Genomic DNA, 3,126 nt, shown 5'->3' on the forward strand with positions numbered 1-3,126 from the left:
CATTTTAGCTGTTTTGGTATTTTTAGGTGTTGTGGGCTCCCTGGGATTTGTTTACAGTATCCTGAATGAGGTTAAAAAAGCCAATACCTACCGGGAAAAACTTGAGGATGCCAAAAAACAATCAGACAGACTGGCAAAAGCAAAACAGGACTTCTTGGCCAATATGAGCCATGAAATCAGAAATCCACTACATGCTATCCAAGGCTATCAAAGTGCATTGGAGAAATCGGGCATTTCTGAGCAGCAAAAAGATTTTGTAAAGATGATAGGTTTTGCCTCAGATACCTTGATATCAATCGTAAACGATATACTTGATTTCTCTAAACTGGAGGCCGGCAAGATTCAAATAGAGCAACAGTCTTTTGATTCCCATAAGCTCTTTTTGTCAATCAAAAGTTTTTTTGCATTCAAAGCTGAGGAGAAAAATCTGTATTTTGATTGGACAATTGATTTGCCGAAAGACAAATGGTTTATTGGAGATCAGCTACGGATCAATCAGATCCTAAGTAATCTTTTGAGCAATGCCATCAAATTCACCCAAAATGGCGGTATTGATGTCGATATTAGATTAGATTCTGAAGAGAAACTTTTGATTCAGGTAAAGGATACCGGTATGGGGATGACCCCGGAAGTCAAGGATAAGATTTTCCAGGAATTCAATCAGGGAGATACTTCTATAACAAGAAAATTCGGAGGAACCGGTTTAGGATTGTCTATTATCAAAAAGTTGATTGATCTGCAAGGAGGGAAGTTGAAGGTTGAAAGTGAAGTAGGAGAGGGTACGCTCATTAAGTTTGAATTGCCCATGACATTGACAGAGGTAGAATTGACAGAATCTAATGAAGATAATGGTCTGATATATTCCTTGGAAGGAAAAAAAGTATTAGTAGTGGACGATGATGCGATTGGGTTGAAGCTGATCAAATTACTTTTGGAATCAAAGGGCGCTGAAGTTAAAGATTATCTTGGGGGGGTGAATTTTGAACACAGCTATGAGTATGCTGATTTTGACCTTGCCATTCTCGATATCCAAATGCCGGAAGTGAGTGGTTTGGAAGTCTTAAAAATTTTAAGGGCCAATAAGGATAATTCCGAAAAACCGGTAATTGCTATGACTGCAAATGTATTTGCAGATGAAAAATACGCCCTGACTCATGCAGGTTTTGATGCTTTACTTTTAAAACCCTTCAATGAAAAGCAGCTCACCCATATGATCGGAGAGTTATTATCACTTGATCAGGTCAATTCAGAACCAAATGGAGTGGTCTCGGAAGTAGTAAGTAATTTGGAAAAACAGTATGATCTTACAGATATAAAGAAGTTTTGTATGGGTGATGAAGAGATGCTTCATGAGGTCCTTTTGGATATGATCTCCAATACACATAGGGACATGGAGGATTTGAAAAACGCGGTTTTGGTCCAAGATTATTTCAGAGTCAGAGAAATCACCCATCAGCTTTCGAGTCGATTGGGCCAGATTAAAATTGGGGCGGGGACCAAAGCCAGGGATATTGAGGTGTTCATCAAAAACGGAAAATTTTCAGGAATTGAAGATCTGGTCCGGGATTTGATCAATGAAACCATCGTAGCTTTGAATAAAATTAAATCAGATCTGCAGTTAGCAATCAAAAATTAACCTATTTTAATCCATACTTTTCCATTTTATTATATAGGGTTTTTCTGTCCATTCCCAAAAGTTTTGCAGCTTTGGACTTATTGAAATTAACATTTTCCAAAGTTTTGATGATCATTTCTTTTTCATGCACCCTTAATGAGTTTTTGGGATCCCTTTCATATAGCAATGAAGGTTCTTTTATGATCTCACTGGATAAGTCTTCCGGAAGAACCCCAACTTCAATGTATTCTTTTTGGCTGAGCAATACAGACCTCCGTATGATGTTTTTCAATTCCCTAAGATTTCCGGGCCAGGGGTAATTTTTAAATATCTGTTCCACTTCAGGTGAAAACCCTTTAATGCTTTTTCCCAATTTGAAATTACTCTGATTCAAAAAATAGTCTGCAAAGACCATCAAGTCTTCTCCACGCTCCCTTAATGGAAGAGCAGTAATACTGAATTCATTGAGACGATGGTATAAATCTTCTCTAAATTCACCTTTTTTGACCTGAATCTGAAGGTCATCATTAGTAGCCGCTATGACCCGGACATCAATCGGAATCTCAGTGTTGCTGCCGGTTTTTTTGATTGTTTTTTCTTGGAGCGCCCGCAATAATTTGATCTGAATGTCATAACTGAGGTTGCCGATTTCATCCAATAAAATAGTCCCGCCATTTGCAGTTTCAAAATGCCCGGTTCTTGTGTCCGTGGCTCCTGTAAAAGCACCTTTGATGTGTCCAAATAACTCACTACCGGCAAGATCTTTGGATAATGCCCCACAATCTACAGCGATAAATGGGCCTGAATTTCTTTTGGAAAGCTTATGGATTTTTTTGGATATATATTCTTTACCTGTGCCGGTTTCACCAAGTACAATTACACTTAGATCCGTGGGTGCAACCAAAGAAATATACTCTTCCAATTTCAATGAGGCTTCGATCTTTCCGGTGATGTAATCATCTTTTACAGTCACACCTTTTGCAGTCCCGGAAGAACTCAAAGCCCTGCGTTTAGGGATATCTGCCAGGGTCTCCTTGACAGTGACCAATAATTCATCGGGGTTGATGGGCTTGGTGATGTATTCTACTGCTCCGATCTTCATCGCTTTGACAGCAATCCTGATATCAGAATAATTGGTGATCAGGATTACGGGGATTGGGTTGGAGAGGGAATTGCTAAAGTCCAGAATATCCAGCCCTGTGCCATCAGGAAGCCTGTAATCAGTAATGATTAAATTGACATTGTTGGAATTCAGAAAGGAAATACCGTCAGAAATCTTTTCTTTTGTGACGATTTCGAATCCATTTTTTTCCAGAAAATTCCTGATAATCCTGGAATAACTGACATCGTCTTCTACCAATAAAATACTTCGCATGCGAGAATAAAAATTTTAACTAAAGTAGAAAAAAATAAAGCACCGGAAAAGAATCCGATGCTTTAATGCAATCACTAGGGACAAAGATTATATTTGGTCATCTTTGATGATGTTGCCTTCAGAATCATATTTCCTG

2 protein-coding genes are annotated in these 3,126 nt (G+C 38.5%); one reads left to right on the forward strand and one right to left on the reverse strand.

Going from position 1 to position 3,126, the window contains the following annotated elements; all coding sequences use genetic code 11:
- The coding region (locus ACEW8O_RS07280) for a hybrid sensor histidine kinase/response regulator (protein ID WP_373493961.1) at positions 1-1,636 on the forward strand (1,636 nt) is incomplete at its 5' end.
- Between the two features lies 1 nt (position 1,637).
- Here ACEW8O_RS07280 and ACEW8O_RS07285 read toward each other — a convergent pair.
- Entirely contained in the window at positions 1,638-2,990 is a 1,353-nt protein-coding gene (locus ACEW8O_RS07285) for a sigma-54-dependent transcriptional regulator (RefSeq protein WP_373493962.1), read from the reverse strand.
- Positions 2,991-3,126: the final 136 nt, after the last annotated feature.

Origin of the sequence: Aquiflexum sp. (assembly GCF_041749095.1) — a bacterium.
Taxonomy (GTDB): Bacteria; Bacteroidota; Bacteroidia; order Cytophagales; family Cyclobacteriaceae; genus Aquiflexum.